This is a genomic window from Halorubrum sp. T3 (assembly GCF_000296615.1).
Taxonomy (GTDB): Archaea; Halobacteriota; Halobacteria; order Halobacteriales; family Haloferacaceae; genus Halorubrum; species Halorubrum ruber.
In genome coordinates, this window is record NZ_JH815329.1 from 750,951 (window position 1) to 765,504 (window position 14,554).

Here is a 14,554-nt window from a genome sequence, read left to right on the forward strand (position 1 = left end):
CGCGTCGGCGGTCGAGCGGTCCGGTGACGGCGTCCCCGCCGCCGGACTAAAAGAGCTAAACGTGCGGCCGACCCAGATGGGAGACACGCAGTGAGCGCAATCGTCGACCTCGACGGCGTGACGTTCGCCTACGGCGACACCGTGGCCGTGAGAGACGTCTCCCTCACCGTCGAGGCGGGGGACTTCCTCGGGCTCGTCGGCCCGAACGGCTCCGGGAAGACCACCCTCCTCCACCTCATGCTCGGCCTCCACGAGGCGGACGAGGGGTCGGTCGAGCTGTTCGGGCGACCGATCGAGGAGTTCGACGACGGCGGGCGGATCGGCTACGTCTCCCAGAAGGCGACGAGCCGGGGCGGCGCGATGCCGGTCACCGTCCGCGAGTGCGTCACCATGGGCCGGTTCGCGCACGCCGGACGGGGGCGCCTCTCGGAGGCCGACCGCACCGCCGTCGCCGACGCCATCGAGACGGTCGGCATCGGCGATCTGACCGACCGGCTCGTCTCGGAGCTGTCCGGCGGGCAGAAGCAGCGGGCGTACATCGCGCGCGCCCTGGCGAGCGACGCGGACCTGCTCGCGCTCGACGAGCCGACGGTCGGCGTCGACGCCGAGTCGCGCGACGCCTTTTACGCCCTCCTCGACGACCTCAACGACGAGGGGATCACGATCATCCTCATCGAGCACGACATCGGCGTCGTCACCGACCGCGCCGACCGCATCGCCTGTATCAACACCGAGCTGTACCACCACGGAGACACCGAGTCGTTCGTCGAGAGCGACGCCCTCGCCGAGGCGTACGGGACGACGGGACAAGTCGTCCACCACCACCACTGATGAGCGGGGACTCGCCCACTGAGACCGGACTTCGCGCGGAACCCAAACGCGGCCGCCGCCGAACGGCGGAACTCGTCGGAATCGGGATCACGGGCGTCGTCGCGGTCGGCATGCTCGGCTTCCTCCTGCTGTACTGGGCGCAGGACCTCCCGGTCGCGAGCGACCTGTACGCCGCGTTCCGCTCGCTCGGGCGGGGGATGGACACCGCGTTCGGCACGAACGTGTTCCGGCACCCGATCATGTGGCAGTCGATGGCGGTGGGCGTGCTCGTCGGGGTGGTCGCCCCGCTCGTCGGCTCCTTCCTCGTCCACCGCGAGATGGCGCTGATCGGCGAGACGCTCGCGCACACCGCGTTCGCCGGCGTCGCCCTCGGCATCCTCGTCACCTCCTCGACCGGGTGGAACGGGTCGCTGCTGCTCGTCGCGCTCGCGGTCGGTATCCTCGGCGCGCTCGCGGTCCAGTGGCTCACCGAGCGCACCGACGCCTACGGCGACGTGCCCATCGCGATCATGCTCAGCGGGAGCTTCGCGGTCGGCACGCTGATCATCAGCTACGGTGACGGCCTCACCGGGGTCAACGTCGAGGGATTCCTGTTCGGGAACCTCGCGGTGGTCACGCCGGAGGGCGCGCGCCTGATGGGCGCGCTCTCCCTGATCGTCGTCGCCGGCGTGGCGATGACGTACAAACAGCTCCTCTTCATCACCTTCGACGAGCAGGCCGCGCGGGTCGCGCGGCTGAACGTCACCGGCTACAACACCCTGCTCGTGGTGTTGACCGCGGTCGTCGTCGTCGGCGCGATGCAGGTGCTCGGCGTCATCCTCGTCGCCGCGATGTTGGTCGTCCCCGTCGCGGCCGCCTCGCAGGTCGCCCGGAGCTTCCGCGAGACGATGTACCTCGGCGTGATCTTCGGCCAGCTGTCGGTGCTCGGCGGCTTCGCGGTCTCGATCGGGTTCGGCCTCCCGTCGGGGGGGTCGATCGTCGTCACGGCCATCGCGGTGTACCTCGCGAGCGTCGTCGGATCGGGCTCCTCCGTGACGGCGGTCTCCGCGCACGGATAAGTCCGGATGGCCCCCGCAGTTCCAGTCGGTGAGCCGGGTCGCGTCCGGTTTCCACAGACCCTTATGTCGCGGCCGCGACCCACGCCTATGGGAGACACCGAGACCTACACGGTCACCGGTCCCGACGGTGACGAAGAGTCGTTCGAACTGCCCGCCGGCCTCGTCGACGTGCTCAGCGAGCAGGGCGAGCCCGCGACCGCCGTCGTCTCCGACGTGGTCGTCCAGGCGATGGCCCAGCAGGCGCACGTCATCGTCCACCACAGCGAGGGCGACGTGCCCGAGGACATCGCGGAGATGGAGGAGACGGCCGCGGAGCTGTTCGAGGAGCGGTTCGGACAGCCGCTCGAAGAGGCCCTCGGCCACTCGCACTGAGCGGGTTTGACGCCGCTTTTTCGCCGACTCGCTAGCCGCCGACCGGCCGCTTAAGCCGGTCGAGACCCTATATTCTCGCATGCCTACCGACCCGGACGGCGCGGACGCGCCGGTGTTGATCTTCGACGGCGACTGCCCGTACTGCTCGGTCGCGGCGGTCGCGCTCCGCCGACTCGACGGCGTCGTCGCGGTCCCGTGGGAGGCCGACCCCGTCGGGCCGTTCCTCGACGCGCAGTTCGGCTCGCGTCCGTTCGCGATGGTGTTCGTCGACCCCGCGAAGCGCCGGGTGTACGCCGGGCGGTCGGCCGCCGAGGAGCTGGCGGAGCGCGCGGGCACCCCGGGGATCGTCGGGGGGCTCGTCCGCGACAACTACGACCGCATCGCCGACGTCGTCGGGACGCTCTCCGGCCGCGGACGCGACCCGGCCGACTTCCACGACACGTACCGCCTCGACGACGAGGCGAACGATCTGGTCGGCTCGCTCCGGGCGGCCGCCGACGAGGCGCCGGCCGCGCTGTCGTGAGCGCGGTCGCGAACGCCGCTCTGGCGGTGGTCGACCGATGAGCGACGCCGCTGGCGGCAGCTACACGCTCGTCGTCGCCCTCGCGGACGATGCGACGGTGTCGGCGGGCGCGCTGGGCGAACACCGTCTCCCGGCCGGCGCGTACGCGTACACGGGGAGCGCGCTCGGGTCGGGCGGGTTCTCCCGGGTCGACAGACACCGCCGGACGGCGCGCGGCGATAACGACACCCGGCACTGGCACGTCGACTACCTGCTCGGCCACCCGGCGGCGCGGATCGACCGCGTCGTGCGCAGCGTCGGCGTCGACGTCGAGTGCGCGGTCGCCGAGCGCCTCCCGGCCGGTCCTATCGAGGGGTTCGGCGCCTCCGACTGCGGCTGTCCGAGTCATCTCGCGGGCGGAGATGAAGGCGAACACGCGCGAGGACGCGACGTCGACGCCAACGAGGCGTTCGACGCCCTCGCGGAGCGCGCGCTGGCGGCGCACGAGGCCGCAGTTGCCGAAACCGACGACCCGGACGCGACCGTCGAAGTCGTCGCGGGCTCGGCGGAGTGAGGCCGTCCGGGCCGCGTCCGCTGCCGGCCGGACCGCGTGTCCGGTCAGAGATCGTAGCGTTCGACGACCTGTCGCAGTTGTTCCTCGCGGCCGCTCATGGCGTCTTCGCGGAGGACTTCCTCGTCCTCAGTCGGACAGTCCAGATCGGGGACCGGCGTCGGGCGGCCGTCGTCGTCGAGCGCGACGAACGTGAAGTAGGAGGTGGTCGTCCGTCGCGTCTCGTCCGTGCGGGGGTTCTCGGCGCGCACGTCGACCTTCACGTCGACGCTCGTCCGGCCGGTGTTGAACACGTACCCCTCGATGATCGCGACCTCGCCCATCTCGATGGGCGCGATGAAGTCGACGTGGTCCATCGAGGCGGTGACCACCTGTCGGTTCGAGAAGCGCATGCCGGCGATGGCGCCGCAGATGTCCATCCAGTGCAACACGGCGCCCCCGAGCGCGCGGCCGAGGTTGTTCGTGTCGTTCGGGAGCAGCATCTCCGTCATCTCGGTGTGCGAGGAGGCGAGCGTGGCCGTCTCGTCCATACCCGCCGTGGGAGGGCGGGCGACTTGAACGGCGGGCTTCGTCGGCGGCGCGCCGGGAAGCGAAGCCGATCCCGAAGCCCCTTCAGCGCTCCTCGGGGGGGTCGCCGTCGCCGCCGAACCGGATCGAGTCCTGCGAGCGGCCCGCCTCGTCTATCACCTCGTCGGTCACGATGATCGGACAGTCGACCCGCACGGCGAGCGCGAGCGCGTCCGAGGGGCGGGCGTCGAAGACGAACCGCTCCGGCTCGCCGTCGTCGTAGCGCTCGGCGTCGACCTTCGCGTAGAAGGTGCCGTCGCGGAGGTCGTCGACGCGGACGCGGTCGATGGCGCCGCCGAACTCCGTGAGGATGTCGACGAGCAGGTCGTGCGTGAGCGGTCGGTCGAACGGTTCGCCCTCTAAGGCCATCCCGATCGAGCGGGCCTGATCGCCGCTGACGAATATCGGGACGTACTCGCCGCGCGCGGAGAGGATAACCGCCGGGACGTCGCCGCTCGGCGCCGAGCCCGCGCCGACCCCGACGACCTCGGCTTCGTGTTCCATACGGGAACGTGGTGGCGGCGGCTTGAATAGCTGTCCCACGCGCGGCCTCCGGGCGACCCCGACCTCGTCAGTTCGACGCCCGGTACCAGTACGCCCACGCGAGCGTGAACACGAGCGCGGCGCCGACGAAGAAGACGATCCCGGGCTCGACGAGCGAGACGGCGTACTCGGCGAGCGGGTCGCCGACGAGTTCGATCGCACCGTCCGCGCTCTCGGCTGCGGTGTCCCCGTCCTGAACGCTCTCTACCGTGGGACCGTCGGCGCCGTCCGCCGTGCTCCCGTCGCCGCCGTCGGTGGTGGCCGTCCCCGCGTCGCCGCCGGAGCTGGCGGTGAACTCCGAGCCGCCGGGCGATCCGACCGCGAGGAGGCGCTGGGCCGCGAGCGCGGCGAGTCCGATGATCCCGTAGCCGCCGAGCAGGCGCATCAGCGCGGTCTTGATCCCGCTCGACTCCTCGGAGCCGCCCGAGAACAGCACGAGCGGCTCGTCCGCGGCGGCGTACACGTCCATCTCGCGGCCCTTCTCGGAGTAGGCGGTGTCGACGACGTCGACGAGGTCGGCCTCGTCGAGCCGCGAGAGGTGGTACTGGACGTTCTGGAGCGAGGTGTCGACCTCGTCGGCGAGCTCGGACTTCGTCGCCGGGCGGTCGTGGAGCGTCGAGAGGATGGCCCGCGCCGTCTCGGAGCCGAGGGCGGCGATGAGGTCGTCGGCCTCGTCGTCGTCGACGCCGACGACCCGCGGCTCGCGCTCCTCGGGGGTCGCGTCCGGCAGGGAGGGCAACAGCCGGGACATACGAACACGTGAGACGCGTGAGAATACAAATTTGTTGGATCGTCGGGAACGCGCGGAGGGTCGGCGCGCCCCGGAGCCAGCGACCGACTCACAAACCCTAAACGCGGTGACCGAGTACGACGGGTGATGACAGAGCCGTCACGGGGGAGCGAGGAGCCGCCCCCGTCGACCGACCGATCCCCGCGGGCCGACGGCGGCGACCTCGACGGCGCGCCGCGCGGCGACGCGGCCGGCGAGGGAGAGGTCACGGTCGTCGGGACCGCGCACGTGTCGGAGCGCTCCGTCGACGAGGTCGAGGAGACGATCGAGCGGGAGCGCCCCGACGTCGTCGCCGTCGAGCTCGACGAGGGGCGCTACCGGCAGCTCAACGGCGAGACCCCCGACGACCTCGACGCCGGCGACCTGCTCAAGGGGAACACCGTGTTCCAGTTCCTCGCGTACTGGATGCTCTCGTACGTCCAGACCCAGCTGGGCGAGCGGTTCGACATCGAGCCGGGGGCGGATATGAAGGCCGCCGTCGACCTCGCCGAGTCGCTCGGCATCGACGTCGCCCTCGTCGACCGCGACATCCAGACAACGATCCAGCGCTTCTGGGCTCGCATGACGGTCACGGAGAAGCTCAGGCTCGTCGGCGGGCTGGCGTTCGGCGTCAGCGATCCGCGCGTCGCCGGCGTGATCGGCGGGCTCTTCGTCGGGATCCTCGCCGGCCCGGCGATCGGCCTCTTCGGCGGCGCGGTGGGGATCACCACGGCGATCCTGACGAGCGTCGCCGCGGGCGTCCTCGTCGCGCTCGTCGTCGGTATCGCCGTCGATCAGGTCGGCACGCTCGCGCTCTCGCCGGACCAACGCCTCTACGCTGCGGTCGGCACCGGGCTCGCCGCCGGTGTCGCCGCCGGGGTCACGGGCGTCGCGAACGGAATCGTCTCGACGTACCTCGGCGGCTTCCCCGTGACGGCGATCGGCGGCTTCGGGATCGGGATCGGCCTCGGACTCGTCGTCGGCGCCGTCCTCGCGGTCGCGGTCGGCGCGTTCGCCGGCGGTGAGGTCGACGCCGAGGCGGGCGGGATCGAAGAACTCGACGAGGCGGACCTCACCGACACGGACGTGGTGACGATGATGATGGAGGAGTTCCGGCAGTTCTCCCCGGGCGGCGCGGAGGCGCTCATCGACGAGCGCGACGCGTTCATCGCCCACCGGCTCGTCGCGCTCCGCGAGGCCGGCCACGACGTGGTCGCCGTCGTCGGCGCCGGCCACCGGGCGGGGATCGAGCGGTACCTCGCCGACCCCGCGACGCTCCCGCCGATGGAGGACCTGGTCGGGCAGGAGTCCGGGCGCGGGCTCCCGTGGAAGAAGGCGGTCGGCTACGCGATCACGGTCGGGTTCGTCGGCTTCTTCCTCCTGTTGGCGCTGGGCGGCGCGGGGAACGCGTTCCTGCTCCGCCTCTTCGGCGCGTGGTTCCTGATCAACGGCGCCTTCGCGTTCGCGTTCGCGAAGGTCGCCGGCGCGCGCTGGCTCTCGGCCGCCGTCGGCGGCGCCGTCGCGTGGCTGACTTCGATCAACCCGCTGCTCGCGCCCGGCTGGTTCACCGGCTACGTGGAGCTCCGCAGCCTGACGGTGAACGTCGCCGACATCGGCGCGCTCAACGACCTGCTCGCCGACGAGACGCGCTCCGCGGCGGAGCTGGTCTCCGCGATGCTCGACGTGCCGCTGTTCCGGCTCATCGTCGTCGTCGCGATGACGAACGTCGGGAGCATCGTCGCGAGCTTCCTCTTCGCGGCGTACGTCATCCCGGCGATGTTCGGCGCCGAGGTCGGCGGCGTCGAGGACGTCGGGCGGCTGCTCGTCGAGGGCGCGCTCAACGGCGCCGACCTCGTGCGCGGCGCCGTGGGGGGGATCGCATGAGCGGCGACAGCGCGGTCTCCGGGCGGCGGATCGCGGGCCTCTACTTCAGCGGGACCGAGATCCGCGACCTCCTCGTCGCGTGGCTCGCGCTCGGCGTGGCGTTCATGCTGTTCTTCGTCGGCGGCTCGGGCGGGATCAGCCGGATACTCGCGGCGGGCGTGGTCCCGCCGCTGTTCGTCGCGCTTGCGACCGCCGGGGTCGCCTTCCTCCTCCACGAGGTCGCACACAAGGTCGTCGCGGTCCACTACGACCAGGTCGCGGAGTTCCGCGCGGACAACAGCATGCTGTTTCTGGCCGTGATGAGCTCCCTCCTCGGGTTCATCTTCGCGGCGCCCGGCGCCGTCCACCATCGCGGGCGGTTGACTCCCCGCGAACACGGTCACATCGCGCTCGCCGGCCCCGCCGTGAACCTCGGGCTGATGATCGTCTTCTTCCCGCTGTACGCGCTCGGCGGAATCGTCGGCAGCGAGATAGTCGTCATCCTCGGCGCGCGCGGCATCGCGATCAACGCGTTCCTCGCCGCGTTCAACCTCGTCCCGTACGGCCCGCTCGACGGGAAGACGGTGATGGGGTGGAGCAAGCCGGTCTGGGCGGCCGTCTTCGTCCCGTCCGTGCTGCTCGCCTTCGGGCTCGTCTTCGTCGTCGGGCTCGGGTTCGGCGGGCCGTTCTGATCGCCCGCCGTCCCTCCCGCGACCGCTCCCCGCCGGAACGGTGCGCTTTTGCTCCGCGGGCGTGCCCCCTCACACATGACCGAGGGCAACGGCGGCGACGGCGGATCGGCGGGCGACGACGGGGGACCGAGCGACGGCGACGAGCTCACTTACGCGGACGCGGGCGTCGACATCGACGCGAGCGAGGCCGCGACCGCGGCGCTTATCGGCGCGGTCGGGGCGGATACCGAGGCGGAGGGCTCGGGGAGCGAGTACGCCGGCCTGCTCGACATCGGCGACCGCTACCTCGCGCTCGCGACCGACGGCGTTGGGACGAAGCTGCTCGTCGCGGAGGCGCTCGGCGACTACTCGACGGTCGGCATCGACTGCATCGCGATGAACGTCAACGACCTCGTCGCGGCCGGCGTCCGCCCCGTCGCGTTCGTCGACTACCTCGCGGTCGACGAGCCGGACGAGCGGTTCGCCGAGCAGGTCGGCGAAGGGCTCGCCCGCGGCGCCGAGCTCGCCGACATGGAGCTCGTCGGCGGCGAGACGGCGGTGATGCCGGAGGTTGTACGCGGGCTCGACCTGGCCGGCACCTGCGCCGGCCTCGCCGCGAAGGACGGGGTGTTTGACGGCCGCGCGGAGCCGGGCGATGCGCTGGTCGGCTGGCGCTCGTCGGGGATCCATTCGAACGGGCTCACGCTGGCGCGGGAAGCCGTCACGCGCGACCACGAGTACACGGATCCGTGCCCGTTCGGCGACTACGAGACGCTCGGCAACGCGCTGCTCGAACCGACCGCGATCTACACCGACCTCCTCGATCCGATGCGCGCCCACGGCGTCCGCGGCGCGGCCCACGTGACGGGCGGCGGCTGGACGAATCTGGAACGCCTCGGCGGCCACCGCTACGCCATCGACGACGCGTTCGAGCCGCAGCCGGTCTTCGAGTTCGTCCGGTCGGCGGGGAACGTCTCCGACGAGGAGATGCACCGCACGTTCAACATGGGGACCGGCTTCGTGGCCTCCCTCGACCCCGACGACGCCGAGGCCCTGGCCGACGCGACCGACGGGCGCGTGATCGGACGGGTCGAGGCTGCTGAGGGAGGAGACGGCAGCGACGGCGACGAGGAAGAAGCGACGGTCGAGATCCGCGGACTGGAACTGTAGGCGATCGCGTCCGAGGTAACGGAGAGCGTTGCGTCCGGCGGGGAGACGCGGCGCGTCGTGCCGCCGAATGGCCGCTTATCAGCGGCGTCGGCCTATGTCTTGGCAGATGACCGACGGGGCCGCGGGGAACGACGAGACGGAAGAGGACAGCGACGGCTCCGGACGGGACGACGAAGCCAACGGCAACGCGGACCACCTCGACGACGTGGCGGACGGCGCGGGCTGTACGGAGATCTGGGAGCGGCTCTCCGAGCGACGGGAGGAGTAGGGCGCGGTCCCGCGCGGTCCGGCGCGGTCGCCCCCGCTGAGCGCTACGACAGCTGCGCCGCGATGTCTGCCTCCGTGATGATCCCGACCGTCTCGCCGCCGTCAGTGACCATCACGGCCTTGTAGTGATCGAGGAGGTTCCGGACCTCGTCGACGGTCGCCGACGGCGCGACCGTCGGGAACGACTCACTCATCACCTCGCTGACCGGGTGGTCGCCGACGTTCTCGCCGGCGTGGACGACGTCGCCCTGGCTGATCGAGCCGACCGGCACGCCGTTCTGGAGGACCGGGAGCTGCGAGTACGCCTCCGCCTCCATCAGCTCGACGGCCGCGCTCACGGCGTCGTCCGGCGCGACGCTGATCACGGTCTCGTTCATCAGGTCGGTCGCGCGCACGACCTCGCCTTCGGCCTCTTGGAGGGCGTTGACGATGCGGCGGAGCGTCGAGAGCCGCGGGTCGACGTCGCCGCCTTCGATCCGCGCGATGAGGGGCTGGGAAACGTCCGCGGCGTCGGCGAGCTCGCTCTGGGTCAGCTCCAGTCCGGTCCGGCGCTCGCGGAGGTCCTGTGGCGTCGGCAGTTCCATGCCGACTAATTACTTAAGGTTATTAGAAAAGCTTTCGGCACCGACCGAACTCGCCCCGGAGGGCGGCGTCGCGCCTATCGGTCCGCCGCGTCCTCCTCGTCCTCGTCGGCCTCGGTCTCGAAAACGTCGATGACTTCGAGGGGGACGTCGCGGAGGGCGCCCCCGACCTCGCTTTTCGCGATCCGCTCTGCGTGCTCCTCGCTGTCGGCGTTGAAGACGTCGATTTCGAGGAGGAGTCCGACCAGCGCCGTGTTCGCCGCGAGGAACGCGGCGTCGAACGGCTCGCCGCAGGCCGGACAGCCGGTGACGCCGGGCTCGACCTCGACGTACTGCTTGTCCGTCTCGTTGAGTCGCTTGCCGGCTTCGCTGACCGCGACGCCGATGGCGTCGTCGGTCTCCTCGACGTCACGGACCAACCAGGCTGCTTCCATCGCGACTTCGTAGTTGCTCATATCCGAGCGGAGGGGCCGCAGGGTTTCTTGTCTTGTGGTTCGCCCGCGGTCGGTGGAGCCGCTTCCGGCTGGCCGACCGGCGGTGAGACGCGCCTTACAGCCGGTCGACGATCGCCGCGGTGACCTCGTCGGTCGTCGCCGACCCGCCGAGGTCGCCGGTTCGAGGTCCATCGGAGAGGACGCCCTCGACCGCGTCGCGCACCCGCTGGCCCTCCTCGATGTGGCCGAGGTACTCCAGCAGCATGGCCGCCGAGAGGATCGCGGCCGTCGGGTTGGCGATCCCCTCGCCGGCGATGTCGGGCGCCGTGCCGTGGACCGGCTCGAACAGCGCGTTGTCGTGGCCGACGTTCGCCGACGGGAGCAGGCCGAGCCCACCGACGAGTCCGGCGGCCAGATCGGAGAGCACGTCGCCGGCGAGGTTCGGACAGACGACCACGCCGTACTCCGCCGGGTCGAGCGGGAGCTTCGTCGCGAACGCGTCCATCAGCTCCTCGTCGGCGTCGACGCCGCGCTCCGCGGCGACCGCCATGACCTCCTCGCGGAACCGGCCGTCGGTCTCGCGCATCACGTTCGCCTTGTGCGCGACGGTGAACCCCTCGTCGGGGTCGCCCGCGGGGCCGCGGCCGTCCTCGACGAACTCGCAGGCGTACTCGGCCAGCTCGCGGGAGGCCGACGAGGTGACGACGCGCGTCAGCGTCGAGAGGTCCTCCGAGAGGCGGTCCTCGTGGCCGGCGTAGACGCCCTCGGTGTTCTCGCGGAGGAACACCACGTCCGTCTCCGGGCGGAGCGCGTCGACGCCGGGGTACGCCTTCGCGGGCCGGACGTTGACGAACGAGTCGACCGCCTCGCGCAGCGGGAGGATGACGTCGGCGGCCGTCTCGCCGGCCGCGCCGAACAGGGTCGCGTCCGCGTCGGCGACCAGGTCGTACGTCTCGTCGGGGAGCGCCTCGCCGGTCGCCTCCTTCGTCGCGTCGCCGGCCTCCGCCTCGACGAACTCGAAGTCGAGGTCGAACGACTCCAACACCTCGACGGCGGCGGGCACGACCTCGCGGCCGATGCCGTCGCCCTCGATGACGACGATCTCGTCGGTCATCCGGTCAGTCGTCCCCCTCGACGTAGGGGAGTCCGTCGACCGTCTCGTCGACCTTGCTCCGGTTCGAGTACATCAGGGCGGTAGTGTCCCAGATCCCCTCGACCAGGGCTTCCCGCATCGCGTCGTCGACGTCGACGTCGATGGTTGTGTCGCCGTAGGTGACGGTCTCGCCTTCGACGTCGACCTCGATGTCGCCGTCCGGGTTGGCCTCGATCCACTCCTGGAGTTCGACGGCCGTCTCGTGGTCAGTCGTGACCGCCGGAATGCCGAGCGACTTGCAGTTGTCGCGGAAAATCTCGGCGTACGACTCGCCGACGACGCCGTCGATACCCCAGCGCATCATCGCCTGCGGCGCGTGCTCCCGGGAGGAACCGCAGCCGAAGTTGGAGTTGACGACCGCGATCGACGCGCCCTCGAAGCGGTTGAGGGGGTGGTCGTTGAACTCGCCGTCGTCGTCCCGCCGGGCGTCGTAGAAGAGGTAGTCCGCCATGTTGTCGAACGTGACCTCCTTCATGAACTTCGCCGGCAGGATCTGGTCGGTGTCGACGTCGTCGCCGGGGATCGGAACCCCCGTGCCCGAGACGTCGGTGATGTGCTGGTCCGCGCCCGGGTCGGCGTCGGGGGCCATCAGTCGGCCACCTCCTCGACGCCGCCGGCGCCGCCGGTCGGCCCGTCGTCCAAGTACGCCCGCGCGTCGGCGACCTCGCCCTCGACGGCCGCGGCCGCGACCATCGCGGGGCTCATCAGGACGGTGCGGCCGTCCTTCGACCCCTGTCGCCCGATGAAGTTCCGGTTCGACGAGGAGGCGCACACCTCGTCGCCCTCCAGGGCGTCGTCGTTCATCGCGAGGCACATCGAGCAGCCGGCGCGGCGCCACTGGAAGCCGGCCTCGATGAACGTCTGGTCGATGCCGCGCTCCTCGCACTGCTGGCGGACGGTCTCGGAGCCGGGGACGGCCAGCGCGCGGACGCCCTCGTCGACCGTGTTGCCCTCCAGGATCTTCGCGGCCTCCTCGAAGTCGGAGAGGCGACCGTTGGTACAGGTGCCGAGGAAGGCCACGTCGACGTCGTAGCCGAGCATCGACTGGTCGGCCTCGATCTCCATGTGATCGAGCGCCTGCTCCGCGGCCTCGCGGTCGGTCCGGGCCTCGAAGTCGTCCGGGTGCGGGACCGGCTCCGATATCTCGATCACCTGTCCGGGGTTGATCCCCCAGGTGACGAGCGGGTCGAGCCCGTCGGCGTCGACGGTGACCACGTCGTCGTACTCGGCGTCGTCGTCGGAGGCGATCGACTCCCAGTACGCCTTCCGCTCCTCGAACGCCTCGCCCTCGGGGACGTACTCGCGGCCCTTCAGGTACTCGTAGGTGGTCTCGTCGGGGTTGATGTACCCGGCGCGGGCGCCGCCCTCGATGGACATGTTACACACCGCGAGCCGGCCCTCCATGTCGAGCGCCTCGATGGCGGGGCCGCCGTACTCGTACACGTGCCCGACGCCGCCGTCGACGCCGAGGTCCTGGATCACTTTCAGGATCACGTCCTTCGCGTAAACGCCCTCGCCGAGTTCGCCCTCGACGTTGACTCGGCGGACCTTCTGTTTGTCCGCCGCGATACAGCCGGTCGCGAGCACGTCGCGGATCTGGCTCGTGCCGATACCGACGCCGATGGAACCGAACGCGCCGTGGGTCGCGGTGTGGCTGTCGCCGCAGGCGACCGTCATCCCGGGCTGGGAGAGCCCCAGTTCCGGGGCGACGACGTGGGTGATCCCCTGCTTGCCGGACTCGAAGCCGAAGAACGTGATCCCGCTGTCGCTCACGTTGCGTTCGAGCGCGGAAAGCATCTCTTCGGCCTGGTCGTCGGCAAGGGGGCGCTCGCGCTTGTCGGCCTCGGTGGGCGCGATGTGGTCCGTCGTCGCGAACGTCCGGTTGGGGTACGCCACGTCGAGTTCCCGCTCGCGCAGCATGCCGAAGGCCTGCGGACTGGTGACCTCGTGGACGAGGTGGAGCCCGATGAACAGCTGGTCCTGTCCGTTCGGGAGCTCGGTGACCTTGTGGCGGTCCCACACCTTGTCGTACAGCGTCCCCTCGCTCATCGGGAGTCACCCCGGACCGCCGCGCCGCCGGCCGGCGGCGCGGGCTGCGACGCCGTTTCCGCCTGCGATACGCCCATCACGCGGTCACCTCGGCGCTCTCCTCCTCGTCCTCGTCTCCCGACTCCTCCCACGCGAACAGGCCGCGCAGCTCGTCGCCGACGGCCTCGATCTCGTGGTTCTTCTCCGCCTCGCGGAGCTGGGTGTAGGAGGGCCGTCCCGCCTGATTCTCAGAGATCCACTCCCGGGCGAACTGGCCGTTCTGGACCTTTTCGAGGACTTCCTCCATGTTCTCGCGGGCGTGCTCGTCGACGACTACGTCGCCCTGCGTGAGCCCGCCGTACTCGGCGGTGTCGGAGACGGAGTCCCACATCTCGCCGAGCCCGCCCTCGTACATCAGGTCGACGATGAGCTTCAGCTCGTTGAGACACTCGAAGTACGCCATCTCCGGCGAGTAGCCGGCGTCGACGAGCGTCTCGTACCCCTGCTTCACGAGCGAGGTGACGCCGCCACAGAGGACGGCCTGCTCGCCGAACAGGTCGGTCTCGGTCTCCTCGCGAAACGACGTCTCGACGACGCCGGCGCGGGTACAGCCGATCGCGGCCGCGTACGCGAGCCCCTCGTCGTGCGCGTCGCCCGTCGCGTCCTGGTACACCGCGAGCAGGCCGGGGGTCCCCTGGTCGTTCTCGTAGTTGCGGCGGACGAGGTGGCCCGGCGACTTCGGCGCGACCATCGTCACGTCGACGTCCTCCGGCGGCTGTATCTGGTTGTAGTGGATGTTGAACCCGTGCGCGAACTGGAGGGTGTCGCCCGCGTCGAGGTTCGGCTCCACCGCGTTCTCGTACACGTCCGGCTGGACGGTGTCGGGGACGAGGACACTCACCACGTCGGCCTCGGCGGCCGCCTCGGCGGGGGTCGCCACGCGGAGCCCGTCGCTCTCGGCGGCCGCTCGCGAGGAGCTGTCCTCGCGGAGGCCGACGATCACGTCGACTCCGCTCTCGGAGAGGTTCTGGGCGTGCGCGTGGCCCTGCGAGCCGTAGCCGAGGACGGCCACCGTCTTGTGGGCGATCGCCTCCTCGTCCGCGTCGTCGTCGTAGTATACTGTCGAATTGAACGTCTGCGTGTCGTCTTCGGTCATGTGTATCGTGTGAGTTCG

The 14,554-nt window shown here is 70.7% G+C and carries 18 protein-coding genes; 9 read left to right on the forward strand and 9 right to left on the reverse strand.

Annotation, left to right across the window (positions count from 1 at the left end):
* Positions 1-90: 90 nt before the first annotated feature.
* From B378_RS0105935 to B378_RS0105955, 5 genes are all read left to right on the forward strand, one after another.
* Positions 91-831 (forward strand): metal ABC transporter ATP-binding protein, encoded by a 741-nt coding sequence (locus tag B378_RS0105935; protein ID WP_017342898.1) that lies wholly within the window; start codon positions 91-93, stop codon positions 829-831.
* Positions 831-1,889 carry a metal ABC transporter permease gene (locus B378_RS0105940; RefSeq protein ID WP_017342899.1) on the forward strand — a complete coding sequence of 353 codons (1,059 nt, stop codon included), beginning with the start codon at positions 831-833 and terminating at the stop codon, positions 1,887-1,889. The genes B378_RS0105935 and B378_RS0105940 overlap by 1 nt, the downstream gene beginning before the upstream one ends.
* An 87-nt stretch (positions 1,890-1,976) precedes the next feature.
* Positions 1,977-2,261 (forward strand): hypothetical protein, encoded by a 285-nt coding sequence (locus B378_RS0105945; RefSeq protein WP_017342900.1) that lies wholly within the window; start codon positions 1,977-1,979, stop codon positions 2,259-2,261.
* A 79-nt stretch (positions 2,262-2,340) separates the two neighbouring features.
* Positions 2,341-2,784 (forward strand): hypothetical protein, encoded by a 444-nt coding sequence (locus tag B378_RS0105950; protein WP_017342901.1) that lies wholly within the window; start codon positions 2,341-2,343, stop codon positions 2,782-2,784.
* Positions 2,785-2,821: 37 nt separating this feature from the next.
* On the forward strand, positions 2,822-3,337 hold the full coding sequence (locus B378_RS0105955; protein WP_017342902.1) for a DUF123 domain-containing protein: 516 nt from the start codon (positions 2,822-2,824) through the stop codon (positions 3,335-3,337).
* A gap of 44 nt (positions 3,338-3,381) precedes the next feature.
* Here B378_RS0105955 and B378_RS0105960 read toward each other — a convergent pair whose 3' ends face one another.
* The 3 genes from B378_RS0105960 to B378_RS0105970 all read right to left on the reverse strand — a co-directional run bounded on the left by B378_RS0105960 (position 3,382) and on the right by B378_RS0105970 (position 5,195).
* Positions 3,382-3,864, reverse strand: coding sequence for an acyl-CoA thioesterase (locus B378_RS0105960; protein WP_017342903.1), 483 nt, complete (start codon positions 3,862-3,864; stop codon positions 3,382-3,384).
* An 82-nt stretch (positions 3,865-3,946) separates the two neighbouring features.
* Positions 3,947-4,405 (reverse strand): bifunctional nuclease family protein, encoded by a 459-nt coding sequence (locus tag B378_RS0105965; RefSeq protein WP_017342904.1) that lies wholly within the window; start codon positions 4,403-4,405, stop codon positions 3,947-3,949.
* 67 nt (positions 4,406-4,472) lie between these two features.
* Positions 4,473-5,195 carry a winged helix-turn-helix domain-containing protein gene (locus B378_RS0105970; protein ID WP_017342905.1) on the reverse strand — a complete coding sequence of 241 codons (723 nt, stop codon included), beginning with the start codon at positions 5,193-5,195 and terminating at the stop codon, positions 4,473-4,475.
* Between the two features lie 126 nt (positions 5,196-5,321).
* On the opposite strand from B378_RS0105970, the gene B378_RS0105975 reads away from it, so the two are divergent.
* The 4 genes from B378_RS0105975 (at position 5,322) to B378_RS17040 (ending at position 9,185) form a co-directional block, all read left to right on the forward strand.
* Positions 5,322-7,097, forward strand: a complete 1,776-nt coding sequence (locus B378_RS0105975; RefSeq protein ID WP_017342906.1) for a TraB/GumN family protein — start codon at positions 5,322-5,324, stop codon at positions 7,095-7,097.
* Positions 7,094-7,768 (forward strand): Zn-dependent protease, encoded by a 675-nt coding sequence (locus B378_RS0105980; protein WP_017342907.1) that lies wholly within the window; start codon positions 7,094-7,096, stop codon positions 7,766-7,768. Before B378_RS0105975 ends, B378_RS0105980 begins: the two co-directional genes overlap by 4 nt.
* A gap of 75 nt (positions 7,769-7,843) precedes the next feature.
* Positions 7,844-8,917, forward strand: coding sequence for a phosphoribosylformylglycinamidine cyclo-ligase (gene purM / locus B378_RS0105985; protein WP_017342908.1), 1,074 nt, complete (start codon positions 7,844-7,846; stop codon positions 8,915-8,917).
* Between the two features lie 106 nt (positions 8,918-9,023).
* Positions 9,024-9,185: a hypothetical protein gene (locus B378_RS17040; RefSeq protein ID WP_017342909.1), complete on the forward strand. Its 162-nt coding sequence runs from the start codon at positions 9,024-9,026 to the stop codon at positions 9,183-9,185.
* A gap of 43 nt (positions 9,186-9,228) precedes the next feature.
* On the opposite strand, the gene B378_RS0105995 is transcribed toward B378_RS17040, so the two are convergent.
* The 6 genes from B378_RS0105995 to ilvC all read right to left on the reverse strand — a co-directional run bounded on the left by B378_RS0105995 (position 9,229) and on the right by ilvC (position 14,536).
* On the reverse strand, positions 9,229-9,768 hold the full coding sequence (locus B378_RS0105995) for a CBS domain-containing protein (RefSeq protein WP_017342910.1): 540 nt from the start codon (positions 9,766-9,768) through the stop codon (positions 9,229-9,231).
* A 74-nt stretch (positions 9,769-9,842) separates the two neighbouring features.
* Positions 9,843-10,220, reverse strand: coding sequence for a DUF555 domain-containing protein (locus tag B378_RS0106000; protein WP_017342911.1), 378 nt, complete (start codon positions 10,218-10,220; stop codon positions 9,843-9,845).
* Between the two features lie 94 nt (positions 10,221-10,314).
* A complete protein-coding gene (locus B378_RS0106005) occupies positions 10,315-11,313 on the reverse strand; it encodes an isocitrate/isopropylmalate family dehydrogenase (RefSeq protein WP_017342912.1) in 999 nt (332 codons plus the stop codon).
* 4 nt (positions 11,314-11,317) lie between these two features.
* Positions 11,318-11,941 (reverse strand): 3-isopropylmalate dehydratase small subunit, encoded by a 624-nt coding sequence (gene leuD / locus B378_RS0106010; protein WP_017342913.1) that lies wholly within the window; start codon positions 11,939-11,941, stop codon positions 11,318-11,320.
* Positions 11,941-13,401 carry a 3-isopropylmalate dehydratase large subunit gene (gene leuC / locus B378_RS0106015; RefSeq protein ID WP_017342914.1) on the reverse strand — a complete coding sequence of 487 codons (1,461 nt, stop codon included), beginning with the start codon at positions 13,399-13,401 and terminating at the stop codon, positions 11,941-11,943. The genes leuD and leuC overlap by 1 nt, the downstream gene beginning before the upstream one ends.
* Before the next feature lie 76 nt (positions 13,402-13,477).
* Positions 13,478-14,536: a ketol-acid reductoisomerase gene (ilvC, locus tag B378_RS0106020; protein WP_017342915.1), complete on the reverse strand. Its 1,059-nt coding sequence runs from the start codon at positions 14,534-14,536 to the stop codon at positions 13,478-13,480.
* Between the last annotated feature and the right edge of the window lie 18 nt (positions 14,537-14,554).